23 protein-coding genes are annotated in these 25,435 nt (G+C 67.7%); 15 read left to right on the top strand and 8 right to left on the bottom strand.

Annotated features, from left to right (window positions below; translation table 11 throughout):
• Positions 1-12 precede the first annotated feature (12 nt).
• The 7 genes from GA645_RS10135 (at position 13) to GA645_RS10165 (ending at position 6,202) form a co-directional block, all read left to right on the top strand.
• A complete protein-coding gene (locus GA645_RS10135) occupies positions 13-438 on the top strand; it encodes a hotdog fold thioesterase (protein WP_152222316.1) in 426 nt (141 codons plus the stop codon).
• 238 nt (positions 439-676) lie between these two features.
• Positions 677-1,480 (top strand): AraC family transcriptional regulator, encoded by an 804-nt coding sequence (locus GA645_RS10140; protein ID WP_152222318.1) that lies wholly within the window; start codon positions 677-679, stop codon positions 1,478-1,480.
• A 43-nt stretch (positions 1,481-1,523) separates the two neighbouring features.
• Complete coding sequence (locus tag GA645_RS10145; RefSeq protein ID WP_152222320.1) at positions 1,524-2,171, top strand: LysE family translocator; 648 nt, start codon at positions 1,524-1,526, stop codon at positions 2,169-2,171.
• Positions 2,172-2,374: 203 nt separating this feature from the next.
• Entirely contained in the window at positions 2,375-3,175 is an 801-nt protein-coding gene (locus GA645_RS10150) for an alpha/beta fold hydrolase (RefSeq protein WP_152222322.1), read from the top strand.
• Positions 3,176-3,184: 9 nt separating this feature from the next.
• Positions 3,185-4,045: an alpha/beta fold hydrolase gene (locus GA645_RS10155; protein ID WP_152222324.1), complete on the top strand. Its 861-nt coding sequence runs from the start codon at positions 3,185-3,187 to the stop codon at positions 4,043-4,045.
• A 221-nt stretch (positions 4,046-4,266) separates the two neighbouring features.
• Positions 4,267-5,085 (top strand): DUF4892 domain-containing protein, encoded by an 819-nt coding sequence (locus tag GA645_RS10160; RefSeq protein WP_152228022.1) that lies wholly within the window; start codon positions 4,267-4,269, stop codon positions 5,083-5,085.
• A gap of 67 nt (positions 5,086-5,152) precedes the next feature.
• On the top strand, positions 5,153-6,202 hold the full coding sequence (locus GA645_RS10165) for an AI-2E family transporter (protein WP_152222326.1): 1,050 nt from the start codon (positions 5,153-5,155) through the stop codon (positions 6,200-6,202).
• A gap of 442 nt (positions 6,203-6,644) precedes the next feature.
• Here GA645_RS10165 and GA645_RS10170 read toward each other — a convergent pair whose 3' ends face one another.
• From GA645_RS10170 to GA645_RS10190, 5 genes are all read right to left on the bottom strand, one after another.
• Positions 6,645-7,925 (bottom strand): MFS transporter, encoded by a 1,281-nt coding sequence (locus GA645_RS10170; RefSeq protein ID WP_152222328.1) that lies wholly within the window; start codon positions 7,923-7,925, stop codon positions 6,645-6,647.
• A 30-nt stretch (positions 7,926-7,955) separates the two neighbouring features.
• Complete coding sequence (locus GA645_RS10175) at positions 7,956-8,603, bottom strand: FadR/GntR family transcriptional regulator (protein ID WP_152222330.1); 648 nt, start codon at positions 8,601-8,603, stop codon at positions 7,956-7,958.
• Between the two features lie 120 nt (positions 8,604-8,723).
• The gene (gene xopAW, locus GA645_RS10180; protein ID WP_152222332.1) at positions 8,724-9,470 is read right to left on the bottom strand and encodes an EF-hand domain-containing protein; all 747 of its coding nucleotides are present in this window, start codon (positions 9,468-9,470) and stop codon (positions 8,724-8,726) included.
• A 237-nt stretch (positions 9,471-9,707) separates the two neighbouring features.
• Positions 9,708-10,793, bottom strand: coding sequence for a cell wall metabolism sensor histidine kinase WalK (locus GA645_RS10185; RefSeq protein ID WP_152222334.1), 1,086 nt, complete (start codon positions 10,791-10,793; stop codon positions 9,708-9,710).
• Entirely contained in the window at positions 10,774-11,529 is a 756-nt protein-coding gene (locus GA645_RS10190; RefSeq protein WP_152222336.1) for a response regulator, read from the bottom strand. Before GA645_RS10190 ends, GA645_RS10185 begins: the two co-directional genes overlap by 20 nt.
• Before the next feature lie 300 nt (positions 11,530-11,829).
• Between GA645_RS10190 and kdpF the strand changes: the two genes are divergently transcribed.
• The 6 genes from kdpF (at position 11,830) to GA645_RS10220 (ending at position 19,933) form a co-directional block, all read left to right on the top strand.
• Entirely contained in the window at positions 11,830-11,919 is a 90-nt protein-coding gene (gene kdpF / locus GA645_RS10195; protein WP_090262021.1) for a K(+)-transporting ATPase subunit F, read from the top strand.
• A gap of 8 nt (positions 11,920-11,927) precedes the next feature.
• Positions 11,928-13,622 (top strand): potassium-transporting ATPase subunit KdpA, encoded by a 1,695-nt coding sequence (gene kdpA, locus GA645_RS10200; protein WP_152222338.1) that lies wholly within the window; start codon positions 11,928-11,930, stop codon positions 13,620-13,622.
• 12 nt (positions 13,623-13,634) lie between these two features.
• Positions 13,635-15,704 carry a potassium-transporting ATPase subunit KdpB gene (gene kdpB / locus GA645_RS10205; protein WP_152222340.1) on the top strand — a complete coding sequence of 690 codons (2,070 nt, stop codon included), beginning with the start codon at positions 13,635-13,637 and terminating at the stop codon, positions 15,702-15,704.
• Positions 15,705-15,839: 135 nt separating this feature from the next.
• Positions 15,840-16,388 carry a potassium-transporting ATPase subunit KdpC gene (gene kdpC, locus GA645_RS10210; RefSeq protein ID WP_152222342.1) on the top strand — a complete coding sequence of 183 codons (549 nt, stop codon included), beginning with the start codon at positions 15,840-15,842 and terminating at the stop codon, positions 16,386-16,388.
• Between the two features lie 151 nt (positions 16,389-16,539).
• Positions 16,540-19,197, top strand: coding sequence for a sensor histidine kinase KdpD (locus GA645_RS10215; protein ID WP_152222344.1), 2,658 nt, complete (start codon positions 16,540-16,542; stop codon positions 19,195-19,197).
• A gap of 43 nt (positions 19,198-19,240) precedes the next feature.
• Positions 19,241-19,933 carry a response regulator gene (locus GA645_RS10220; RefSeq protein WP_152228024.1) on the top strand — a complete coding sequence of 231 codons (693 nt, stop codon included), beginning with the start codon at positions 19,241-19,243 and terminating at the stop codon, positions 19,931-19,933.
• Between the two features lie 484 nt (positions 19,934-20,417).
• Here GA645_RS10220 and GA645_RS10225 read toward each other — a convergent pair whose 3' ends face one another.
• Positions 20,418-21,455: a patatin-like phospholipase family protein gene (locus GA645_RS10225; RefSeq protein ID WP_152222345.1), complete on the bottom strand. Its 1,038-nt coding sequence runs from the start codon at positions 21,453-21,455 to the stop codon at positions 20,418-20,420.
• A 109-nt stretch (positions 21,456-21,564) separates the two neighbouring features.
• On the opposite strand from GA645_RS10225, the gene selD reads away from it, so the two are divergent.
• A complete protein-coding gene (gene selD / locus GA645_RS10230) occupies positions 21,565-22,599 on the top strand; it encodes a selenide, water dikinase SelD (protein ID WP_152222347.1) in 1,035 nt (344 codons plus the stop codon).
• Positions 22,599-23,699, top strand: a complete 1,101-nt coding sequence (gene mnmH / locus GA645_RS10235) for a tRNA 2-selenouridine(34) synthase MnmH (protein WP_152222348.1) — start codon at positions 22,599-22,601, stop codon at positions 23,697-23,699. Before selD ends, mnmH begins: the two co-directional genes overlap by 1 nt.
• A gap of 164 nt (positions 23,700-23,863) precedes the next feature.
• Here the strand turns inward: mnmH and GA645_RS10240 are convergent, their stop codons facing one another.
• Together GA645_RS10240 and GA645_RS10245 are read right to left on the bottom strand one after the other, a co-directional pair.
• Positions 23,864-24,325, bottom strand: a complete 462-nt coding sequence (locus tag GA645_RS10240; RefSeq protein ID WP_152222350.1) for a thermonuclease family protein — start codon at positions 24,323-24,325, stop codon at positions 23,864-23,866.
• Between the two features lie 59 nt (positions 24,326-24,384).
• A complete protein-coding gene (locus tag GA645_RS10245) occupies positions 24,385-25,377 on the bottom strand; it encodes an aldo/keto reductase (protein ID WP_152222351.1) in 993 nt (330 codons plus the stop codon).
• Positions 25,378-25,435: the final 58 nt, after the last annotated feature.

Raw genomic sequence — 25,435 nt, forward strand, 5'->3', positions numbered from 1 at the left:
GGGAGGACAGCAATGATCTGGCGCACTACGCCCAATCTGGAAAAGCTCAATGCGGGACTGAAGAATACCATCGGCGAACTCCTCGATATCCGTTTCGAGGCCTTCGATGACGACTCGATCACCGCCAGCATGGTGGTGGATTCGCGGACCCACCAGCCCTATGGCCTGCTGCACGGCGGCGCTTCGGTGGTGCTGGCGGAGACCGTCGGTTCCACCGCCAGCTACCTGTGCCTGGACAGCAGCCAGTACTACTGCGTCGGCCTGGAAGTGAACGCCAACCACCTGCGCGGCCTGCGCAGCGGCCGGGTGACGGCGGTGGCGAAAGCGGTGCACATTGGCCGCTCGACCCACGTCTGGGAAATCCGCCTGCACGGGGATGACGGCAAGCCGAGCTGTATTTCGCGGCTGACCATGGCCATCGTTCCGCTGGAGCGCTGAGCCTGCGAGGGGCTTCGGGCTAGGGGCCACGCTCGAGATTTGCGTGGGGCTCGGCCAATCGCGGACGGAGTCCGCTCCTACGCTCCCGGTTAGTTAGGCTTGGTGTAGGAGCGGACTCCGTCCGCGATGTCTCCGCCCAACGCCAGGCTCCTGACCTGGCGCCGAGCAGGCGAGCCCAAGGGCTACCACTCGCAATTTTGTCCAAGACCCACCCATCCCGCGCCGGTAAAGTAGGCGCATGGAACGCATCGAACATCACAGCAGCGGCCTGCCCGGCGTCCGTTTCATCGACGCCGAGTACCGCCGTTTCGCCTTTCCCCGGCACTTTCACCTCGACTACCACGTCGGGCTGGTGGTCGACGGCTGCCAGCGCTACACCCATCGCGGTGAGCGCTCGCTGGCCGGGAATGGCGACATCCTGCTGATGAGCCCCGAGAGCATCCACGACGGCGCCAGCGAGGGCGACGACGGCTACCGCATCCGCGTGCTGTCCATCGAGCCGCAATGGCTGGACGACGCCTGCCGCGCCTTCAGCGATGGACGCCAGGGCGCGCCGCGCCTGACCGCCGCGCAGTTGCGCGATCCGCTGCTGCAGGTCGAGTTGCAACGCGCCCACGCCCTGATGCTGGGCGGCGAGCGGCTGGCCCAGGAAGACCAGCTCTGGCAGGCGCTGGCCGCGCTGCTGGAGCGTGCCTCGGGCCTGCGTATTCGCGAGCCAGGACAGGGTTTCGACCCCGCGACCTGGGCCCGTATCCGCGAATGGCTGGAATCGCGGCTGGAGACGCCGCCGACCCTGGAGGAGATCGCCGGGTTCTGCGACCTCAGCCCCTGGCAGGTGTTGCGCCGCTTCCGTCACCAGTGCGGATTGCCGCCGCACCAGTGGCTGACCCAGCTGCGCCTGGAGCGCGCGCTGCCACGGGTGATCAAGGGCCAGCCGCTGTCGGAGATCGCCCTGAGCCTGGGCTTCTACGATCAGGCGCATTTCAGCCGCCTGTTCCGCCGTACCTACGGATTGCCGCCCGCGCGATTACGCCAGCGCTGATCCGCCCTAAATTCCGTTTCCCTTTCCACTGGAGAATCCCGCCATGCAGGAGGTTCACGTCTTGCTCATGCTCACCGCCGTGTTCGCCGTCGCCCTGGTCAGCCCCGGCCCGGACGTCGCCCTGGTGGTGCGCACCGCCTTGCACCAGGGGCGTCGCGCTGGCGTGCTCAGTGCCCTGGGCCTGGCCTGCGGCATCCTGGTTCACGGCACCCTGGTGCTGACCGGAGTATCGCTGCTGCTCAGCCGTTCGCCGCTGCTGTTCAGCGCGCTGCAATTGGTGGGCGCGGCCTACCTCGGCTGGCTCGGCGTCGGTGCACTGCGCGCCTTGGGCAAACCGGGTGGGGCAGGGCGGATCGACGGCGATCTCGCGGATTCGAAGCTCGGTCCCTGGCTGCGCGGGCTGGCGACCAACCTGTTCAACCCCAAGGCGTTGGTGTTCTTCCTCGCGCTGCTCAGCAGCCTGATCCCGGTGGACATGTCGGCGCCGGGCAAGGTCGCGGTGGCGGTGATGCTGTTCGGTACCGGTTTTGCCTGGTTCAGCCTGCTCAGCGTTACCCTGACCCGGCCCTTGTGGCAGCAGCGCTTGCTGCGCGCGGTGCCGGTGATCGATGGCGCCTGCGGGCTGGTTTTCCTGCTGGTGGCGGGTGGCATCCTGTTCAGCGTGGTAAGTCACGCGACGCATTGGGTTTGAGGCGGAACGGCGGACTCCTAGTAGGGCGCATGACCGTTCTCGGTTATCCGCCGCAAGCGTCTGGCACGAGGCCTGTTCAGGGCAAATCCGCCGGAGCGCCATGGACTTTGGCCGTACTGCCATCATTCGCGGCGGCGCGGGTCATTGCCGCGCTTCCGGTGCTGTCGGAAAATTCAGACTGTCATTACTCTGAGTTCGCCGGCATGCCCCAATCGGTCTTCTTCGCCCACGCCAACGGTTTCCCATCGGGTACCTACGGCAAGTTGTTCGACGCCCTGGAGCCGGATTACCGGGTCCTGCGGCTGGACATGCATGGCCACGACCCGCGCTTCCCGGTGAATGCCAACTGGGAAAACCTGGTGGAAGAGTTGCTCCATCACCTCCAGGCCCTGGATGAGCCAGTCTGGGGTGTCGGCCATTCCCTGGGAGGCGTGCTGCACTACCATGCCGCGCTGCGCCGCCCGGACCTCTACCGGGGCGTGGTGATGCTCGATTCGCCCATGCTCACCTTCGCCGACCAGGTGGTGATCCGTGTCGCCAAGCGTTTCGGCTTCATCGACCGCCTGACGCCTGCCGGCCGCACGCTCGGCCGCCGCGAGGACTTCAGTGATTTCGCCGAGGCGCTGGAATATTTCGCCGGCAAGCCGTTGTTCAAGCGTTTCGACCGCGACTGCCTGGAGGCCTACGTGCGCCACGGGCTGGCGCAATCGGCGGCGCAGGGGCTGCGGCTGAAGTTCGACCCGGCCACGGAAATCAGCATCTACCGCAACGTCCCGCACACCAGTCCCGGCCGGCCGAAGCAGCTCGCGGTACCGCTGACCATGGTGCGCGGCCGCCACAGCCGGGTGGTTCTGCCGCATCATGCACGGCTGGTGAGCCGCGTTCCGCAGGGCGAGAACCTGTCGCTGCCGGGCGGGCACATGTTCCCGCTGGAGCGCCCGCAGGACACCGCCGCGCTGCTCAAGACCGTATTCGCCCGCTGGCAACAGCGCGCCAGCCAATAAGGAATCGCCATGACCGCCCACGTCCAGGAAATCCGCCTGAACCTGCCGCACATCGAACTGGCCGCCCACCTCTTCGGCCCGGAAGACGGCCGCCCGGTGATCGCCCTGCACGGCTGGCTGGACAACGCCATGAGCTTCGCCCGGCTGGCGCCGAAGCTGCCCGGCCTGCGTATCCTCGCCCTCGACTTCGCCGGCCACGGCCTCTCGGCGCACCGCGCGCCGGGCGCCAGCTACCTGCTGTGGGACTACGCCCTGGACGTGCTGATGGTGGCCGACCAGATGGGCTGGGAGCGTTTCACCCTGCTCGGGCACTCCATGGGCGCCATCGTTTCCGTGCTGCTGGCTGGCGCCATGCCCGAGCGAATCGAGCGCTTGGCGCTGATCGACGGCCTGGTGCCCTACACCGGTGAGGCGGAAACCTCGCCGCAGAAACTCGGTGAGGCGCTACGCGCGCAGATGGCGCTGCCGAACAAGCGCAAGCCGGTGTACGAGGCCATCGACCGCGCCGTGGAAGCGCGCATGAAGGGCGTCGGCGCGGTCAGCCGCGAGGCGGCGGAACTGCTGGCTTCCCGTGGCCTGATGCCGGTGCCCGGTGGTTACACCTGGCGCAGCGACTCGCGCCTGACCCTGCCATCGCCGCTGCGCCTGACCCGTGCCCACGCGCGGCAGTTCGTGCAGTCGATCCAGTGCCCGACCAGCCTGGTGCTGGCGCAGCAGGGGCTGTTGGCGGTGGAGCCTGCCACCCGCGAACTGCTCAAGGATCGCCCCATCGAGGTTCACGAACTGCCCGGCCAGCATCACCTGCATCTGGACGACGAGGCGGGCGCCGAGGCGGTGGCTGCCGTGTTCCGGTCGTTCCTGTTGGGCTGAGAGGGTGTTCAGGGTCTCGCCGAGCGCAGCGTGAGCAAGCGCAGGCAGACATTGAGCAGGCTCTGAGGGAAATACCCGGTAGCGCCGTGCGGCTTGACTAAACCGGGGCCTGCCGCGAGTCTGCACGGATCGCTTCAGGGAGATAGTGCATGCTCGACATCCAAACCGCCGCGCGTCCGTGCTGCAAAGGGACTTTCCACACCGACGCGCCGACGATCCGGATGCCCCGGCGGCTTCACTCCCTGCTCCTGGGCGGCCTGCTCGCCATCAGCGCCAGCAGCTTCGCCGCCGATCTGCCTGACAGCCACGACCTGGAGATCCTGCCGCGTTTTCCGCGTTCGGAGATCGTCGATTTCAACCAGGCCGCCAGCCAGGAACGAACCTACCCGCAAGGCTCGATCAGCCGCATCAGTGGACGCCTGCGCATGGAAGGGGAGGTGCGCGCCGTTGGCAGCCTGACCGCCGTGACCTACCGCCTGCCCGACGAGGATTCCAGCCAGAGCGCCTTCGCCGCCGCCCGCAAGGACCTGCTCAAGGCCGACGCCACGCCGCTGTTCTGGTGCGAAAGCCGCGATTGCGGCTCCAGCAACCTGCTGGCCAACGCGGTCTTCGGCAATTCCAAGCTCTACGGCCCCGACGACCAGCAGGCCTACCTGCTGGTGCGCCTCGCCGCGCCTCATCAGGACAGCCTGCTGGCGGTCTACACCATCACCCGTGGCAACCGCCGCGCCTACCTGCACGCCGAACAGCTGGACAGCGCCGCCGCCCTTGGCGAACTGCTGCCCAGCCCGTCCACCCTGATGCGCCTGCTCAAGGCCAATGGCGAGCTGACCTTGAGCCACGTGCCTGAGCAACCCGGCGGCGCCTGGCTCGACCTGCTGGTGCGCACGCTGCGCCTGGACACCGGCGTTCGCGTCGAACTGGCCGGCAAGCACGCCGGAGACTGGCGCACCGCGCTGACCGCCCAGGGCGTGCTCGATTCGCGCCTGGAACAGGGCAAGGATACCAGCGATGGCCTGCACCTGACCTGGCTGCGCTGATTCGCCTACGCTGAAGGCTGGCGCTCTGGACAGGGCGTCTCACCGTTTTCCATATTCCGGAGTCTCGATGTTCGACAATGATCGCCTGCTGCTGCGCCTGCTGCTGATGGTGCTGCTCGCCGCCAGTGTCTGGGTGCTGCTGCCATTCTGGTCGGCGCTGGTCTGGGCCGCCGTGCTGGCCTTCGCCAGCTGGCCGCTGATGCGCCTGCTCACCCAATTGCTGCGCGGCCGGGAGGCCGCCGCCGCCGGCCTGCTGACCTTCTGCTGGATCGTGCTGGTGGCCTTGCCGCTGATCTGGCTGGGCTTCGGCCTGGTGGATCGGGTGCGCGAGGGCGTCGAGCTGGTGAAGAACCTGCAGGTCTCCGGCCTGCCGCCACCGCCGGCCTGGATGGCGCGCATGCCTGTGGTCGGCGGTCGCCTGATCGGCTGGTGGAACCAGGTCGACCAGCAGGGCGTGGCGATGTTCTCCGCGCTCAGGCCCTATATGGGCGAGGTCGGCAACTGGGTGCTGGCGCGCAGCGCCAAGCTCGGCACCGGGGTCTTCGAGCTGGTGCTGAGCCTGGTGCTGATGTTCTTCTTCTACCGCGACGGCCTGCGCCTGCAGGCCTTCGCCCATGCCATGCTGCAGCGCCTGATCGGCAATGCGGCGTCGCAGTACATGGAGATCATCGCCGGCACCGTGCAGCGCGTGGTCAACGGCGTGATCGGCACCGCCGCCGCGCAGGCGGTGCTGGCCACCATCGGCTTCCTCATCGCCGGTGTTCCGGGGGCCTTCGTGCTGGGATTGTTGACCTTCGTCTGCAGCCTGCTGATGGTCCCGCCGCTGATCTGGGGGCCGGCGACGCTCTGGCTGTTCTACCAGGAGAGTTACGGCTACGCGGTGTTCATGGCGATCTGGGGCTTCTTCGTGATCAGTGGCGTGGACAACATCCTCAAGCCGTACCTGATCAGCCGTGGCGGCAACCTGCCGCTGGTGGTGGTGCTGCTGGGGGTGCTGGGCGGGTTGCTCAGCTTCGGCTTCATCGGCCTGTTCCTTGGGCCGGTGCTGCTGGCGGTGATGTACAACCTGATCAGTGCCTGGATCGAGAGTTCGGATCGGTCGCCGCCTAGAGTTTGATGGGCGGCCCGGTTCCACGTCAGGTTTTGTAGGAGCGGACTCCGTCCGCGATGTTTTTTGTTTTGGTGTCTCTGCGCCGCTTCGGCGTGCTCGGGGACTTTTTGTTTCGCCCCCTCGGGCGAGTTACTTCTTTCAAACGTCGGAAGGCCGCTCCCAAAGAAGTAACCAAGAAGGCTCGTCCCGACATCTGGCCCCGGCGCAGCCGGGGCCGGATGCAGGGGCAAGACCTTTTGGTTCCTTTTGGGGCCCCAAAAGGGACTCGCCCGAGGGGGCGAAATAAAAACTCTCAGCACACGCCAAAGCGACGCAGAAACACCCAAACAAAACGAAAAGCATCAGGGACGGAGTCCGCTCCTACAGAGACGCTCCACACGCATAGGAGCAGACTCCGTCGCAATCAGCCGACTTTCACGAACTCCGTCGCTACGAAGAGCCCGCCGTCTCAGACGTGCTCGCTCGTCACCCGCACCAACCGATCCCGCCCAGCCCCCAGGCCGAAGCCGATCGCCGCGACCGACACCACCACGAAGATCACCCCGGTTGCGCCCCAGCCGCCGGTGGCGTCGTGCACCACGCCGACCAGGAAGGGGCCGCTGGCCGCCAGGGTGTAGCCCACCCCCTGGGCCATGCCGGAGAGGTTGGAGGCGACGTGGGCGTCCGGCGAGCGCAGCACGATCAGTGCCAGCGCAATGGCGAAGGTGGCGCCCTGGCCGAGGCCGAGCACCACCGCCCAGCCCCAGATGCCCGACAGCGGCGCGTAGAGCAGGCCGAGCAGGCCCGCCAGGGTCAGGCTCATGACGATCGCCACCGCCAGGCGCTGGTCCTTGCCACGGGTTGCCAGCCAGGGCCCGGCCAGCGCGCTGAACAGCTGCACCATCACCGAACCGGACAGCACCAGCCCGGCTTCCGTTGGGCTCAGGCCACGGTCGATGAGGATCGACGGCACCCAGCCGAAGACGATGTAGGCCAGCGACGACTGCAACCCCATGTACAGCGTGACCTGCCAGGCCAGCGGTTCGCGCCACAGGCCCTTCACCTTGTACACCGCGCGGTGGGCGTGGTGGTTCTGCCGGGTCTGCGGCAGCCAGACCAGTGCGGCGATTACCGCCGGCAGCGCCCAGAAGGCCAGCGCCAGCTGCCAGCTGTCGCCCATCAGCCCGGCCAGCGGCACGGTGCCGCCAGCGGCGGTGGCCGCGCCCAGGCACAGCGCCATGGTGTAGACGCCGGTCATGGTCCCGGCGATGTGCGGGAAATCGCGCTTGACGATGCCCGGCAGCAGCACGCCGATGATGCCGATGCTGGCGCCGGCTACCAGGCTGCCGAGGAACAGCCCGGCCACCGGGAACAGGCTGCGCAGCACGATACCGGCGGCCAGGGTGAGCAGGATCAGCAGCACCGTGCGCTCGGCGCCGAGGCGACGCGCGAGCATCGGCGCCAGCGGCGCGAACAGGCCCAGGCAGAGCACCGGCAGGGTGGTCAGCAGGCCGGCGGCGGATGCCGACAGGCCAGTGCCGTCGCGCACGGTGTTGAGCAGCGGGGCGAGGCTGGACAGCGCCGGGCGAAGGTTCAGCGCCACCAGTACCAGGCCCAGGAGCAGCAACCAGGTACGCGCCGGGCGGACCGCGGGTGTGGGTTCATCGTTGGCTTCGGCGTCGACCAGAAGCTCCTCCGGGGGGCAGGAGCGCTTGTGTTCGGCGTCGCGTGGATCATCGGGCAGGGACATGGTGGGCATTCCGGCAGAAGGCAAAGAACGTCAGATCAGCAGCGCGCGGTTGGCGAAGGCGGCGGCGTCGGCGTCGCCGCGCTCGATGGCGTCGAGCAGTTCGCGGTGCAGCTCGAAGCTCGGCTGCGGGCGGCCGGGGTCGCCGATGGTGCGTTCCAGGCCGGCGCGGATCACCTGGGAGAAGTAGCGGTACAGCTCGCTGAGCACCGGGTTGTGGGCGCTGTCCACCACGCGCTGGTGAAAGATCAGGTCGTGGACGATGTAGTCGTCCAGCGCGCCGCCGTGGCGTGCGGCGGAGGCCTCCAGGGCCTGCCGCAGGGCGATGATGTCCGCGTCGGTCCGGCGCTCGGCGGCCAGCCGGCTGGCTTCCACCTCGATGACGCCGCGCGCTTCCAGCGCCTGCTCCACCGAACTGCGCGCCAGCACCAGCATGGTGTCCAGCGGGTCGGCGCAGGCGCGCACGTAGGTGCCGTCGCCCTGGCGCACTTCCAGCACGCCGGAGAAGGTCAGCACGCGCACCGCCTCGCGCACGGTGTTGCGGCTGATGCCGAGGGCTTCGGCTAGTTCGGGCTCCGGCGGCAGGCGCTGGCCGAGCGGCCAGCTGCCGTCGTCGATGCGTGAGCGAATCTGCTCGAGGGCGATATCCACCAGCGAGCGCTTCTGAATAGGTCTTGGCATGGAAACATCCAATCATCGGATGAATTTACAAGTGCCAAGCCTAGGGCATAGTCGGGGCGGCGTGCAAACGCGGGAAGACCGCCGGAACGCCGGTTCCGGCGGTCGGTTTCGCCGCGACGGTCAGGCGGCGATGTTCACCAGGCTGCCGCTGCTGGCCTGGAGGGTGGTGGCGTCGCTGCTCTGGTACTGCTTGAGCAGGTTGGCCACCAGCTTCTGGTAGGCGTCGCTGGTGCTGGTACCGGAGCTGGAGCCGTCGGCGGACTGGCTGCCCGACGGTGGCGGGGGCGGCGGACCATCGCCGCGACCTTCGGCCTTGAAGGCGCTGGCCAGCTCGTCGCTGCTGATACCGCCGCTGCCGTCGCTGTCGAGTTTGCTGAACAGCTGGCTGAGCTTGTCGCTGTCGTCGCTGCTGCCGGCCGCCGCCAGCTCGTCGGCGCTGATCACGCCATCACCGTTGGTGTCCAGCGAGCTGAGCAGGTCCTGGCTGGAGCCACCGGCACCGTCGGGGCCGCCCATTCCGCCCATGCTGCCGGGAGGCGGCGGTGGCATGGCGGCCGACAGTTCGCTCTGCGAGATGCCGCCGCTGCCATCGCTGTCGAGTTGGCTGAGCAGTTTGTCGATGTCGATATCGCTGCTGCTGGTATCGCTGCTGTCGGAGGACGACAGGGCGCTGCTCAGTTCGTCCTTGCTGATGGTCCCGTTGCCATCGCTGTCGATGGACTTGAACAGGTCTTCCTGGAATTTCGCCGCGCCCTGCGCGCCGCCGCAGCTGCCGGTCTGGGTGCCGGTTGTACTGCTGGCGGTCTGGGTCTTGGCGAGCGTCGAGCCGGTGTAGTAGCTCGTGTAGCTGCTGACGCCGCTGATCATAGGACTGTCTCCATGGTTGCCCGGAGGGTTCTCCGGTTGTCGCAGCCTCGGTGGCGTCTGTGTCGCGGGTTTGTGCGCTTTGTATGCGGCTTTCTACAAGTCAGAGCCTGTCTGCGATATCGCGCGCTAGAGCCGTAGTAGGCGGCAAGCGCCAGCGGAGTTTACTGCTGTAAATGAGCATCTGAGGGAGCTTGCCAGCGCGCTACGACCGACGCGCAGCAGATCGAAGACAGGCTCTCAGGTGCGTGGCAGTCGCAGCACTGCGGTGGCGCCGCCGCCGAGGGTTTCCTCGAAGAACAGCTCGCCGCCCTGGCGCCGCGCGGCGTCGCGGGCGATGGCAAGACCGAGGCCGACGCCACCGGAGTTGCGGTTGCGCGAGCCTTCCAGGCGGAAGAAGGGTTCGAACACCTGCTCGCGCAGTTCGGCGGGAATGCCCGGGCCGTGGTCACGCACGCGGATTTCCACTTCGTGGGGGTCGTCGCGCAGCTCGATGCAGACGTCGCTGGCGTAGCGCAGGGCATTGTCCAGCAGGTTGTTCAGACACGAGCGCAGGGCCATCGGCTGCACCTTGAGCGGTGCGCAATAGCCGTCCACGCCGACGTCCTCGCCGCGCTCGCAGGCGTCTTCGGCCAGGGAGTCGACCAGCGCTTTCACATCGAGCCATTGCTGCGGTTCGCTGGCGCGCTCCTGCTGCAGGTAGTGCAGCGTCGAGTCGAGCATGCTGATCATCTCGGCCAGGTCCTGGCTGATGCGCGTGCGCAGCTGCGGGTTGTCGACTTCCTCGACGCGCAGGCGCAGGCGCGACAGCGGCGTGCGCAGGTCATGGGAGACCGCCACCAGCATGCGGCTGCGTTGCCGCACCTGCTCGCGAATGCGTTCGCGCATGCGGTTGAAGGCGCGCGCGGCCTGGCGTGCCTCGTAGGGGCCGGTTTCCGGCAGCGGCGGGCTGTCCAGGTCCTCGGAGAGGCGCAGGGCGGCATTGCCCATGCGCCGCACCGGGCGCGCCAGCAATCGCGCGCCGATACCTGCGGCCAGTACCAGGGCCAGCAACTGGAAGACGAAGGGCGCGTTCCAGAACGGCGGGCGTGGCGGCGGGCGGAAGCCTTCCGGCGGCGGACCGCGCTCGAAGCCTTCGCTGGGCGGCGGTGGCGGCGGAGGCGGCATGTGCGGGCCGTAATGGCGGAACCAGGCGAAGGCCAGCAGGTGCGCGATCACGATGGCCAGCAGGAACACCCCGAACAGCCGCGCGAACAGGCTGTCCGCACGCTTGAGCGGGCGTTCCTTCGCGCCCAGGGGCGCCGGCTCAGGCGATGTCGCGGACATCGAACAGGTAGCCTTCGCCGCGCACAGTCTTGATCAGGCGGGGCGAGCGCGGGTCGTCGCCGAGCTTCTGCCGCAGGCGCGAGACCAGCAGGTCGATGCTGCGGTCGAAGGCCTCGATGGCGCGGCCTCGGGCGGCGTCCAGCAGCAGTTCGCGATTGAGCACCCGGCGCGGGCGTTCGAGGAACACCCAGAGCAGGCGGAATTCGGCGTTGGACAGCGGCACCACCAGGCCGTCCGGCGCATGCAACTGGCGCAGCACGCTGTCCAGGCGCCACTGGTCGAAGCGCACCTGGGCGCGCGGTTCGCCACGCACGCCTTCCTCTCCGGGGCCGTTGCCGCCGCGCACGCGGCGCAGGATGGTCTGGATGCGCGCGACCAGTTCGCGCGGCTCGAAGGGTTTGGCCATGTAGTCGTCGGCGCCCAGTTCCAAGCCGATGATGCGGTCGGCCGGCTCGCAGCGGGCAGTGAGCATCAGGATCGGGATGTCCGACTCGGCGCGCAGGTAGCGGCACAGCGACAGACCGTCCTCGCCGGGCAGCATCAGGTCCAGCACCACCACGTCATAGCTGCCGCACTCCAGGGCGCGGCGCATGCCGACGCCATCGGCCACGCCATGGGCCTCGATATTGAAGCGCGCGAGGTAGCCGCAGAGCAGTTCGCGGATCGGCTCGTCGTCGTCCACCAGCAGGGCGCGGGTGGTCCAGCGGCGCGGGTCGTCGGAAGAAATGTGCTGCATGAAGAGGCCTGTCGCAGGAAACGGGGGCAGGGCGGGCCGGTGGGCCGCGCGGGATAGGCGACGGTGCGCATGCTAACCCGACGCCGCGGGCAGGGCCACGCTGAGCGAGGCTGGGGCCGGCGGGTGTCGCCAGCGTGTCGGCTCTGTAACGGTCCCGATACATGCCCGCCGAACGCTGCGCCAGAGCGGTTTTTTACGCTTTCTTTATGCCCCGCCAGGTCCTCGGGAATCGCTCCTTTACGGCCTCCTTGCGGAAAATTTCCGTCAGGCGGCAAGCGCCGCAAGAAGGAGAGAGAAGCCATGAGCGTGCTCGACGGAGTGTCCCTGGTCCTGGCCACGGCACTGTTCATTTACCTGCTGGTGGCGCTGCTGCGCGCCGACCGTTCCTAGGAGTGGCCATGAACAGCCATGACGTATTGCTGATCGTTGCCTTCCTGGCGCTGGTGCTGGTGCCGGCGCCGTTCCTCGGGCGTTTCTACTACAAGGTGATGGAAGGGCAGCGCACCTTCCTGAGTCCTGTTTTCCTGCCGGTGGAGCGTGCCATCTACCGCGCCTGCGGCATCCATCCCGAAGACGAGCAGGACTGGAAGAGCTACACCGTCGCACTGCTGGCCTTCAACCTGGCCGGGCTGGCGCTGCTGTTCGCCATCCTCATGCTGCAAGGCTCGCTGCCGCTCAATCCCCAGCACCTGCCGGGCCTGGAGTGGACCCTGGCGTTCAATACCGCCGTCAGCTTCGTCACCAACACCAACTGGCAGGCCTATAGCGGCGAAGCCTCGCTGAGCTACCTGAGCCAGATGCTCGGCCTGACCGTGCAGAACTTCGTCAGCGCCGCCGTCGGCCTGGCCGTGCTGGTGGCACTGGCCCGTGGCATTTCGCGCAAGTCGACGAACAACCTCGGCAACTTCTGGGCCGACCTGACCCGCGCGACCCTCTACGGCCTGATCCCGCTATGCCTCGTGCTGGCGCTGCTGCTGGTCTGGCAGGGCGTGCCACAGACCTTCCTCGACTACGCCCACGCGCTGACCCTGCAGGGCAGCGACCAGTCCATCCCGCTGGGGCCGGCGGCCAGCCAGATCGCCATCAAGCAGCTGGGCACCAACGGTGGCGGCTTCTTCGGCGTGAACTCGGCGCACCCGTTCGAGAACCCGACCGCCTGGAGCAACCTGTTCGAAGTGGTGTCGATCATCCTGATTCCCGTCGCCCTGGTGTTCACCTTCGGCTACTACGTCAAGGACCTGCGCCAGAGCCGCGCCATCCTCGGCTGCATGCTGGTGCTGTTCGCCCTGGGGCTTGGCGTGTCGCTGTGGTCCGAGTACCAGCCCAACCCGGCGCTCAGCGCGCTGCCGGTGGAGCAGGTGGCGCCGCTCGAAGGCAAGGAGAGCCGCTTCGGTACCACCGCCAGCGTGCTTTGGTCAGTGACCACGACCTCGGCCTCCAATGGATCGGTGAACGCCATGCATGACAGCCTCAACCCGCTGTCGGGCATGGTGGCGATGATCAACATGATGGTCGGCGAGGTGATCTTCGGCGGCGTCGGCGCGGGGCTCTACGGCATGCTGCTGTTCGTCCTGGTGGCGGTGTTTCTCGCCGGGCTGATGGTCGGCCGCACGCCGGAGTACCTGGGCAAGAAGCTGGAGGCGCGGGAAGTCCGCCTGATGGTGGCGACGCTGCTGGTGATGCCGGTTGGCGTGCTGGTGCTCGGCGCCATCGCCGCCAGCCTGCCGGGCCCGGCCTCGGCGGTGAGCAACCCCGGCGCCCACGGCTTCAGCCAGCTGCTCTACGCCTACACCTCGGGCACTGCGAACAACGGGTCGGCCTTTGGCGGCTTCGGCGCCAACACCCCGTTCCACAACCTGATGATCGCCCTGGCCATGCTGATCGGCCGCTTCGGCTACATCCTCCCGGTGCTGGCGATTGCCGGCAGCCTGGCGGCGAAGAAGACCACGCCGGTCGGACCGAACAGCTTCCCCACCCACGGCCTGCTGTTCGTCAGCCTGCTCACCGCGACCATCCTGCTGGTGGGCGGCCTGAACTTCCTGCCGACCCTGGTGCTTGGCCCGGTGGCCGACCACCTGACGCTCGGTTTCTGAGGAGCTTTCGCAATGAATGCGCATACCCAGGATCTCGCCCTGAAAAACCCGTCGAGAAGCGCGGACAAACGTCCGACCACCTCGCTCTCCGCCCTCTGGCGGCCGGCGCTGGTGCAGTCCTTCGCCAAGCTCGACCCGCGCCAGCTGCAACGCTCGCCGGTGATGCTGGTGGTGGCCCTGACCGCCGTGCTGACCACCGTGCTCTGCGTGGTCGGCGGCGAGTCGGTACCGACTTTCGTGGCCGCGCAGATCGCCGTCTGGCTGTGGTTCACCGTGCTCTTCGCCAACTTCGCCGAAGCCCTCGCCGAGGGTCGTGGCAAGGCCCGCGCCGACAGCCTGAAGGCCGGCACCCAGGGCCTGCAGGGGCTGCGCCGCACCGCCAGCGGCAGCTTCGAGAAAGTCGCCGCCAGCAGCCTGCGCAAAGGTGACGTGGTGCGGGTCGAAGCCGGTGAGCTGATCCCTGGCGACGGCGAGGTGATCGAAGGCGTGGCGGCGGTCAACGAGGCCGCCATCACCGGCGAATCCGCGCCGGTGATCCGCGAGTCCGGCGGTGACCGCTCGGCCGTGACCGGCAACACCCGGCTGGTTTCCGACTGGCTGCTGGTGAAGATCACCGCCAACCCCGGCGAGTCCACCCTCGACCGGATGATCGCCCTGGTGGAAGGCGCCAAGCGCCAGAAGACCCCCAACGAAGTGGCGCTGGACATCCTGCTGATCGGCCTGACCCTGATCTTCCTGCTGGTAGTGGTGACCCTGAAGCCCTTCGCCCTGTTCGTCGGCGGCAACCTGCCGCTGGTGTTCCTGGTGGCGCTGCTGGTCACCCTGATCCCCACCACCATCGGCGGCCTGCTCTCGGCCATCGGCATCGCCGGCATGGACCGCCTGGTGCGCCTGAACGTGATCGCCAAGTCCGGCCGCGCCGTGGAAGCGGCGGGGGACGTGCACGTGCTGATGCTCGACAAGACCGGCACCATCACTTTCGGCAACCGCCGTTGCACAGCACTGCACACGGCCCCCAGCGTGCAGCCGCTGGAACTGGCCGAGGGCGCTTTCCTCGCCTCGCTGGCGGACGACACGCCCGAGGGCAAGTCCATTGTCGAGTTCCTGCGTGCCCAGATCGTCCTGCCGGAACCGGAGCGCAACCGCGTGACCCCGATTGCCTTCAGCGCCGAGACGCGCCTGTCGGGCATCGATATGGACGGCCACGTCTACCGCAAGGGCGCGGTGGACGCCGCGATGGCCTTCGTCGGCCTGGACCGCGCACAGATGCCCGAGAGCCTGGCCAAGGAGATCGAACGCATCGCCCAGAGCGGCGGCACACCGCTGCTGGTGGTGGCCGACGGCAAGCTGCTGGGCGCCATCCACCTCAAGGACGTGGTCAAGCCAGGCATTCGCGAGCGCTTCGCCGAACTGCGCCGCATGGGTATCCGCACCGTGATGGTGACCGGCGACAACCCGCTGACCGCCGCCGCCATTGCTGCCGAAGCGGGGGTGGACGACGTGATCGCCGAAGCCACGCCGGAGAAGAAGCTGGCGCGCATTCGCCAGGAGCAGGGCGAGGGCCGCATGGTCGCCATGTGCGGCGACGGCGCCAACGATGCTCCGGCTCTCGCGCAAGCGGACGTCGGCATGGCCATGAACGACGGCACCCAGGCCGCCCGCGAGGCCGCCAACCTGGTGGACCTGGACAGCGACCCGACCAAGCTGCTGGACGTGGTGCAGGTGGGCAAGGAGCTGCTGGTGACCCGTGGCGCGCTGACCACCTTCTCGGTGGCCAACGACGTGGCCAAGTACTTCGCCATCCTCCCCGCGCTGTTCGCCGGCATCTACCCGCAACTGGGTGTGCTCAACCTGATGAAGCTGGCCAGTCCGCAGAGCGCCATCCTCTCGGCCATCGTGTTCAACGCGCTGATCATCGTCGCGCTGATCCCCCTGGCCCTGCGCGGCGTGCGCGTGCAGGCCAGCGATGCCTCGCAGCTGCTGCGGCGCAACCTGCTGATCTACGGCGTGGGCGGCATCGTCGCGCCCTTCGTGGGGATCAAGCTGATCGACCTGCTGCTGGTCGCCATCGGTCTCGCCTGATGCGCTCTGTAGGTTGGCGTGGAGCGAAGCGATACCCAACAGATCGCCGGGCCGCGATGGGTATCGCTCCGCTCCACCCATCCTACGAACACCACTCATGCAGTACGCACTGAACGCTCAAGAGGAACACAAAAAATGCTCAACCAACTCCGTCCCGCCATCGCCTCGCTGGTCCTGCTCAGCCTGGTCACCGGCGTCGTCTATCCGCTGGCCGTCACCGCCATCGCCCAGGTGGCCTTCCACGACCAGGCCAATGGCAGCCTGGTGCGCGACGACCAGGGCAACGTCCGTGGCTCGGCACTGATCGCGCAGAAGTTCGAGGGTGCCCAGTGGTTCCATGAGCGCCCCTCGGCCGGCGACTTCGCCACCGTCTCCAGCAGCGCCAGCAACCTCGCGCCCGGTAACCCGGCGCTGGCGCAACGTATCGCCAAGGACGCAGCAGCCGAGCGGGTTGGCGAGCAGCCGGTGCCGCTGGCGCTGGTCACCACGTCCGGCAGCGGCCTCGACCCGCAGCTGCCGCCCCAGGCCGCGCTGTACCAGGTGCCGCGCATCGCCCAGGAGCGCGGCGTAGCGGTCGCCAGCCTGGAGCAACTGGTGGAGGCGCACACCGAGCGCCCGCTGGTTGGCCCCGCCGTGGTCAACGTGCTGGCGCTGAACATGGCTCTGGCCAGCCTGCCTCGCTAGACTCCAGCGCCAATGCAGTCCGGGCCGTAGCACAATGGTTGCAACGCTGCGGACAGCTCCTCTCCCTCGGGACAGGAATGGGGCGATGGGCTCCGGCCCCCGCTCCAGCAACACATGAAGCGAGCACCTCGCGTGCTCCGAGGATAGCCACATGACCGACTCCAACCGCGCCGATGCCCTGCTTGCCGACCTGCCGAGCATGGGCCGTGGTCGCCTGAAAGTGTTCCTCGGCGCCGCGCCGGGGGTCGGCAAGACTTACGCCATGCTGCTGGCCGCACAGGGCCAGCTGCGCCAGGGCGTGAACCTGCGGGTGGGCATCGTCGAGACCCACGGCCGCGCCGAGACCGAGGCGCTGCTCGCCGGCTTGCCGCAGCAGGCGCTCAAGCGCTCCGAGTACCGTGGTATCAAGCTGGTGGAATTGGACCTCGACGGATTGCTGGCCGACCCGCCGCAACTGGCGCTGGTCGACGAGCTGGCCCACAGCAACGCCCCCGGCAGCCGCCACGCCAAGCGCTGGCAGGACATCCAGGAGCTGCTCTCGGCGGGCATCGACGTCTACACCACGGTCAACGTGCAGCACCTGGAAAGCCTCAACGACCAGGTGCGTGACATCACCGGCGTGCAGGTGCGCGAAACGGTGCCCGACTGGGTCCTGCAGGAAGCCTACGATCTGCTGCTGGTGGACCTGCCGCCACGCGAGCTGCTCGAACGCCTGCGCGAGGGCAAGGTCTACGTGCCCGAACAGGCGCGGGCCGCCATCGACGCCTTTTTCAGCCAGACCAACCTCACCGCCTTGCGCGAGCTGACCATGCAGACGGCGGCGGCGCGGGTCGATGCCGACTTGGCCCACCGCTATCGCCAGCAGGGCGTCGACGCTCCGGCGGTGCGTGGGCGCCTGCTGGTCGGGGTGGACGGCGAACGCAACGCCGAGCGCCTGGTGCGCCACGCTTGTCGGGTTGCCGAGCGTCGGCACCTGCCGTGGTCGCTGGTCCACGTCGACACCGGCGAGGCGCGTAGCGAAGAGTCGCGCATGCAGTTGCAGAGTGCCCAGCAGTTGGCCGAGCGCCTGGGTGGTGATGTGGTGGAACTGCGCGGCGGCGAAGTGGCGCGGACCCTGGTCGAGCACGCCAAGGAGCGCCGTTCCAGCCTGCTGCTGGTAGGACGCTCGCGGCAGCGCTGGTATCGAAAGGTGTTCGGTGGCGGACTGGCGGCACGCTTGCTGCGCCTGGGTGACGGGTTGGAAATCAGCGTGCTCGACAGCGAAGCCGATCTCGCTCCGCCCAAGGCCCGCGCGCAAACGACCTGGCCCTGGGGCAGTTACCTGCTCGCCGCCCTGGCCGCCGCCGGCGCCAGTGCGCTGGCCTGGGCCGTGGCCAGTGTTCTGGAACTGCCGAACATCTCCCTGGTGTTCCTCGCCGCCGTGCTCCTGGTGGCCGTGCGCAGCAGCCTGGGGCCGGCCCTGGCGTGCGCGGTGCTGTCGTTCCTGGCCTACGACTTCCTGTTCATTCCGCCGCATTTCTCCTTCGCCATCCAGCGCGAGGAGGATGTGCTGACCCTGCTGTTCTTCCTGCTCATGGCCGGCCTCACCGGTAACCTGGCCGCCCGCCAGCGCCGGCAACTGCAGGCGCTGCGCGAGACCCAGGAAGAGACCAGCCAGATGCTCGAGCTGTCGCGCAAGCTCACCGCCGCCACTGACCGTAAGGCGGTGATGACCGCTGCCGCACAACAACTGAGCGGCTGGGGAGGGCTGGACATCTGCCTGCTCGGTCAGGCCCACGGTGAGTGGAAAGTCGAGGGCGGCCTGGTTCGCCCGCTGGACGACCAGGAACGTGCCGCCGCCGATTGGGCCTGGCAGCACGACCAGCCCGCCGGTCTGGGCACCGGCACCTTGCCGAGCGGGCGCTGGTGGTGGTGGCCGCTATCGGGTGAGGAGGGGCCGCTGGCACTGCTCGGCGTCAGCCCGCGCGACGGCCAACCGCTGCCGGGCTCGCGTCGCCGCCTGCTCGCCGCTCTCGGCCAACCGCTGGGCCAGGCGCTTGCCCGCGCCCGTCTCGCCGAGGACCTGGAGGCCGCGCGCCTGCACGGCGAAACCGAACAACTGCGCAGCGCGCTGCTGGCCTCGGTCAGCCACGACCTGCGCACCCCGCTGACGTCCATGCGCGGCGCCATCGACAGCCTGCTGGCCCTGGGCGACGCGATCCCTCCCGATGACCGCCGCGAGCTGCTGGAGAGCACCCGCGACGAGGCCGAGCGCCTGGACCGCTATATCCAGAACCTGCTGGACATGACCCGCCTCGGCCACGGCGGCCTGAAGCTCTCGCGGGACTGGGTGTCGCCCGGCGATATTATCGGCAGCGCGCTCAACCGCCTGCGCGCGGTGGTCGCCCCGTACCGTGTGGAAACCCGCGTGCCGCCTGAGCTGCCACTGCTCTACGTACACGCCGCGCTGATCGAACAGGCGCTGGTCAACGTGCTGGAAAACGCTGCGCGCTTCTCGCCGCCACAAGGTCGCCTGCGCGTGGCGGTGGAGCCGGTTGATGGCGAGCTGCGCTTCCTGGTGAGCGACGAGGGGCCGGGGATTCCGCTGGCCGAGCGGGAGAAGATCTTCGACATGTTCTACACCGCCGCCCGTGGCGATCGCGGCGGGCAAGGGACCGGGCTGGGCCTGGCGATCTGCCAGGGCATGGTCGGCGCCCACGGCGGGCGGATCACGGTGGAGGATGGTATCGACGGGCGCGGCACCACCCTCGTGCTGCACCTGCCGTTGCAGCAGCAGCCGGACCTGGAGCAGCTTGATGCCGCTGTCTGAAAGGCTCAAGCTGGACAGCCTCGCCAGCCAGTCCAGCTCCCCGATGAACGCCAGCGCCGCCACCATCCTGGTCGTCGACGACGAACCGCAGATCCGCAAGTTCCTTCGCATCAGCCTCAGCGCCGGCGGCTACAAGGTACTGGAGGCCGGCACCGGCGAGGAGGGCCTGGCCCAGGCCGCGCTGGGGCGCCCGGACCTGGTGGTGCTGGACCTCGGCCTGCCGGACAAGGACGGCCAGGACGTGCTGCGCGAACTGCGCGAGTGGTCGCAGGTGCCGGTGCTGGTGCTTTCGGTGCGTGCCAGCGAGAGCGAAAAGGTGCTGGCGCTGGACAGCGGCGCCAACGACTACGTGACCAAGCCCTTCGGCATCCAGGAATTCCTCGCCCGCATCCGCGTGCTGCTGCGCCAGGGCGCCAGCGGCGAACCCCAGGAAGCAGTGGTCACGGTGGGCCCGCTCTGCGTCGATTTCTCCTACCGCCGCGTGCTGCTGGACGGCGCTGAAGTCTCGCTGACCCGCAAGGAATACGCGGTGCTTTCGACGCTGGCCCGCCACCTCGGTCGGGTGGTCACCCAGCAGCAACTGCTCAAGGATATCTGGGGGCCGACGCATACCGAGGACACCCACTACCTGCGGGTGGTCGTTGGCCATTTGCGGCAGAAGCTTGCTGACGATCCGGCAAGCCCGCGCTTCATCGTTACCGAGGCGGGCGTGGGCTACCGCTTGCGTGAAGGCTGACCGCGCGGCGCTCCTACAGATCAACTCCGGCATTTGTGCTGGCGTAGAAGCGGACTTCGTCCGCGATGTGTGTGCCTCGCGCCTTTGTTTCCCGCGTCGCGCCGGAGTGCGCGCGAACTTCCTGTTTCTCCCCCTCGGGCGACCTACTTTGCCAAACGACGCAAAGTAGGCAAAGGTCTTGCCCCAATCATCCGGTTTTTCGCTTAGGCGAAAAATACCCTCGTTGAACCGAAGTTTCAGGGGCACGCCACGACGGGCCATCCCTGGCCCATCGTGGCTCTCGCGACATCCATGTCGCTCAACCCCTGAAACTCCGCTTCAACGAGGCCTCCTGAACGGGGCGATTCGGAGTGTGGGGATGTTTCTCTGGAAGTCTTCAATATCCAAGCCAGAGCCAGAGCCAGAGCCAGAGCCAGAGCAGTGCGGGTTGGGTTTCTGTAGGAGCGAGCTTGCTCGCGAACCCGCACGGCACCGGATCAACCGGTCAATACGGATTCTCCGCCTCATACCGGTCCAGCGTATCGCTGGCGATCTGCCGGCCGAGGGCGATGAGTTCCGGAGCCTTGTAGAACTCGAAGAAGCGACACACGCGCTTGGGTACGTTGATCAGGATGTCCGGTGGGTAGCCGGCGATCTTGTACTGCGCCAGCGACGTCTGCATCACCTCGAAGCTCTGGTTCACCAGCTCCAGCAGGGAGGCCGGGCTGCTGCTGTCGATCACCCGGCTGCCGGTGGCCGAGCGCGGCGAGCCCTTGCTCCGGGGCGCGGCGACCGGTAGCTGCATTTCCGGCTCGGCCGGCTCCTCGGAGGTGACCGGTACCGGGTGCAGCAGAGCGTCGGCCTGCAGTTCAGGCGGCGGCTCGCTCTCGCCGCGACGGAAGAAGTTCAGCTTGCTGGAAAGGCCGGAAATCACCGCGTCGAAGCGGCCCATGAGCGCGGGCGGACGCTCGATCACCGGTAGCGAATACTGGCGCTGGTTGGTGGCGTTGAGGTTGACCGCGACGATCAGGTCGGCGTGGGTCGAGACCACCGGGACGATCGGCAGCGGGTTGAGCAGGCCGCCGTCCACCAGCATGCGGCTGCCCTGCATGACCGGGGTGAACAGACTGGGGATCGCCGCCGAAGCGCGCATGGCCTGGTGCAGGCAGCCTTCCTGGAACCAGATTTCCTGCTGGTTGGTCAGGTCGGTGGCTACGGCGGTGTAGGGGATCGGCAAGTCCTCGATGTCGATCTCGCCGAGCATTTCGTGGATCTTGCCGAACACCCGCTCGCCACGGATGGCGCCGAGGCGAAAGCTCACGTCGAGCAGGCGCAGCACGTCCAGGTAGTCCAGGCTTTCCACCCAGTCGCGGTACTCTTCCAGCTTGCCGGCGGCGTAGATACCGCCGATCACCGAGCCCATCGAGCAACCGGCGATGCAGACGATCTCGTAGCCGCGCCGCTCGATTTCCTCGATCACGCCGATATGCGCGTAACCTCGTGCGCCGCCGGAGCCGAGTACCAGCGCGATCTGTTTTGACATCGGGTAACTCCCCCCTTGCGAAACGTTTCGACGATACGCCGGGGCACAAGCCGCGCCAAGGTCGGTTTTGCTAGAATCGCGGTCTGATTTTCCTCTGCCGGAGTCCGCGATGAGCGAACCGATCCGCCTGACCCAGTACAGCCATGGTGCCGGCTGCGGTTGCAAGATTTCTCCCAAGGTCCTGGAGGTCATCCTCGCCGGCAGCGGCGCGCAGAACCTTGACCCGAACCTGTGGGTCGGCAACGCCTCGCGCGATGACGCCGCTGTCTATGCTATCGACGCCGAGCGCGGGGTGGTGTCCACCACCGACTTCTTCATGCCGATCGTCGACGACCCCTTCGACTTCGGCCGCATCGCCGCCACCAACGCCATCAGCGACATCTACGCCATGGGCGGCGATCCGCTGATGGCGATTGCCATCCTCGGCTGGCCGGTGAACGTGCTGGCGCCGGAAATCGCCCGCGAAGTGATCGCCGGCGGCCGCAAGGTCTGCGACGAAGCCGGCATCCCGCTGGCCGGCGGCCATTCCATCGATGCGCCCGAGCCGATCTTCGGCCTGGCCGTCACCGGCATGGTCGAGAAGCGCTTCATGAAGCGCAACGACACCGCCACCGACGGCTGCAAGCTGTACCTGACCAAGCCCCTGGGCATCGGCATCCTCACCACCGCCGAGAAGAAGGCCAAGCTGCGCGCCGAGGACGTGGGCGTCGCCCGCGACTGGATGTGCACCCTGAACAAGCCCGGATCGCGCTTCGGCAAGCTCGAAGGCGTGCGCGCCATGACCGACGTCACCGGCTTCGGCCTGCTCGGCCACCTGGTGGAGATGGCCGACGGCAGTGGGCTGACCGCGCGTATCCGTTACGACGCGGTGCCGCGTCTTGCCAGTGTCGAGTACTACCTGGAAGCCGGCTGCGTGCCCGGCGGCACCCTGCGCAACTTCGACAGCTACGGCGAACGCATCGCGCCGCTGCCGGAGCTGCATAAGCTGCTGCTGTGCGACCCGCAGACCAGCGGCGGCCTGCTGGTGGCGGTGGAGCCGGAAGGCGAAGCGCAGTTCCTCGCCGCCGCGAAGGAACTGGGCATGGACCTGGCGCCCATCGGCGAACTGGTCGACCGACAGCGTCACGCGGTCGAGGTGGCGTGATGCGCGAAAACACCCGCCACTACCGCGAGCTGTTCCTCGGCGATGTGAAGATGATGGACGTGCGCGCCCCGGTCGAGTTCGACAAGGGCGCCTTCCCGCACACCGTGAACCTGCCGCTGATGAACGACGTCGAGCGGCAGAAGGTCGGCACCTGCTACAAACAGAACGGCCAGCAGGCGGCCATCGCCCTGGGCCACGAGCTGGTCTGCGGCAAGGTGAAGGCTGCACGCGTCGAGGCCTGGGCGGCTTTTGCCCGCGCCAATCCCGAGGGTTACCTGTACTGCTTCCGCGGTGGCCTGCGTTCGCAGATCACCCAGCAGTGGCTCAAGACCGAGGCCGGCATCGATTACCCGCGTGTGGTGGGTGGCTACAAGGCGATGCGCGCCTTCCTTTTCGACACCACCCAGGCGGCGGCGGAGGAGTGCCAGTTCGTGCTGGTGGGCGGGCTGACCGGCACCGGCAAGACCGAAGTGGTCGCCCAGCTGGCCAACAGCCTGGACTTGGAAGGCCACGCCAACCACCGGGGTTCCGCCTTCGGCCGGCGCGCCACGCCGCAGCCGGCACAGATCGATTTCGAGAACCGCCTGGCCATCGACATCCTGAAGAAGCGTCACGCCGGCATGGAGCAGTTCGTGCTGGAGGATGAAGGGCGCATCGTCGGCAGCTGCTCGGTACCGCTGGAACTGTACCAGGGCATGCAGCACTTCCCGCTGGTGTGGCTGGACGACAGCTTCGAGCAGCGCGTGGAGCGCATCCTCAAGGACTACGTGATCGACCTATGCGCCGACCATGTGCAGGTGGTGGGCGAGGAGGGCGGTTTCGACGCCTTCGCGGCCTATCTGCGCAAGAGCCTGTCGGGCATCGTCAAGCGCCTGGGCGGCGAACGCTACCAGCGCCTGGCTGCGATCATGGACGCGGCGCTGGAAGAGCAGAAGCGCAGTGGCGCGGTGGACCTGCACCGGGGCTGGATCGAAGGGCTGCTGAGCGAGTACTACGACCCGATGTACGCCTTCCAGCGCGAAAGCAAGGAATCGCGCATCGAGTTCCGTGGGCCGCAGGCCGAGGTGGTCGAGTACCTGCGTTTCCGCGCGGAACGCTGAGTCCTCAGAGTTTGTTCAAGGTCTCGCCGAGCGCAGCTCAGGCAAGGCGGGAACAGGCGAAAAAGCGCAGTTTACGTGTTGTAAATGAGCATTTTGATCGGACTCGCGCACGAGCCTGTTTCCAACGCAGCATGAGCAAGCGCAGGCAGACATTGAACAGACTCTCAGGGGGCGCGCCACAGGCCGATACGGCGCGCCCTCGCTTCCTGCTCCTCGAATTCGTACTGGCCTTTCTCCTCGGCCGTCTGCTCATCCGACGGTCGCCAGCGCGCCAGGCCGACGCTCAACAGTGCGCGGCCCACATCCAGCGTGTGGCCGCAGCCGGGGCAGTCGGCCGGCTCGACCCAGACCGCAGCGCGCAGTGAACCGTCCGCTTCACGTCGTGGGGCATGCAGGCTGGCGGTCTTGCCCAGCGCGATCTGTTGCAGTGACTCCCGTGCTCGCTCGCCGAATGCTTGATCGGTCGCGGAGGCGTCGATGCCGCGCAGGTGGATGCTCAGGGTTGCGCCGTCACTGTCCTGGCAGTTGAGCTGGTCGCCACTGTGCACGGCGGTGATCCGGCAGTCTTCCTGCGCCAGCGCGGCGCAGGACAGGGTCATCAACAGCAGGGCGGGAATCCGTCGCATGGGGCCTCCATCAAGCGAACGCCAGCATAACCGCTGACGCTCGCTCGCAGGGTGCCGGCTCACTGGATCAGGCGCATCACCTCTTCGCTGTAGCGCCCGCCGGCGGCGGCTCCGGCGGGGAAGATGGCGTCGATCTCGGCCAGCTCGGCGGCGCTGAGTTCAAGCGCCACGGCGGCGACGTTCTCTTCCAGGTATTTGCGCTGCTTGGTGCCGGGAATCGGTACCAGGTGCTCGCCCTGCGCCAGCACCCAGGCCAGCGCCAGCTGCGAGGGTTTCACCCCACGCTCGGCGGCCAGTTCGCCGACTTTCTCCACCAGTTGCAGGTTTCTGGCGAAGTTTTCCCCGGTGAAGCGCGGGCTGAAGCGGCGGTAGTCATCCTCGGCGAAGTCATCCGGGCTTTTCAGCGCGCCGGTGAGGAAGCCGCGCCCCAGCGGGCTGTAGGGGACGAAGCCGATGCCCAGGCGCCGGCAGGTGTCCAGTACGCCGTTTTCCTCCGGATCGCGGGTCCACAAGGAGTATTCGCTTTGCAGGGCGGTGATCGGGTGGACCTTGTGCGCGCGCTCCAGGGTTTCGGTCGAGGCCTCGCTCAGCCCCAGGTAGCGCACCTTGCCGGCCCATACCAGCTCCGCCATGGCGCCGACGGTTTCCTCGATGGGCACCGTGGGGTCGACGCGGTGCTGGTAGTAGAGGTCGATATGGTCGGTGCCCAGGCGTTTCAGGCTGTCCTCCACGACTTGCCGCACGTACTCCGGTCGACCATTGGCGCCCCGGCTCGTGGGTTGGTCGGGGTTGCGCACCAGGCCGAACTTGGTGGCCAGGAAGGTCTGTTCGCGCTTGCCTTTCAGTGCTCGTCCGAGCAGTTCTTCATTGGTGTGCGGACCGTAGACGTCGGCGGTGTCGAGCAGCGTGACGCCCAGCTCCAGGGCGCGGTGCAGGGTGGCGACGGATTCCTTCTCGTCGCTGCCGGTGGTGTAGAAGTCGGACATGCCCATGCAGCCGAGGCCGATGGCGGAAACGCTGGGGCCCTGCGGGCCGAGGCGGCGGGTTTTCATGCTCAGTTCTCCGGTAAGTGGGGAGGCGGATTCATTCTTGTTGTTTGGCTTGCGTGGA

This window comes from Pseudomonas sp. SCB32, assembly GCF_009189165.1.
GTDB lineage: Bacteria > Pseudomonadota > Gammaproteobacteria > Pseudomonadales > Pseudomonadaceae > Pseudomonas.